A 241-nucleotide genomic window follows, 5' to 3' on the forward strand; every position below is an offset into this window, starting at 1 on the left:
TAATTAAATGATATTTAACTTGTCCTTTTTGTCTAACCAGATAAAACATTATTCCTGCAATAAATAAATGACTATAATTCGAAATTGAAAGATATTCAATGAATGTGGTTAATCTGTGGTTAGCTATATTACTAATTACCATAATGGCAACGGAAACAGCTAACCATAAAATTGAAACAACAGCTATTCTTTTACTTAGTCCTAAATAAAGAAAAAATCCCATGATTATATAAAAAGTTAG

General features: G+C 26.1%; 1 pseudogene. It reads right to left on the reverse strand.

Annotated elements, in window-relative coordinates:
- Positions 1–241 (reverse strand): annotated as a pseudogene (locus SB775_RS33225) (hypothetical protein); the annotation flags it as partial.

It is taken from the genome of Peribacillus sp. SIMBA_075 (genome assembly GCF_046534585.1).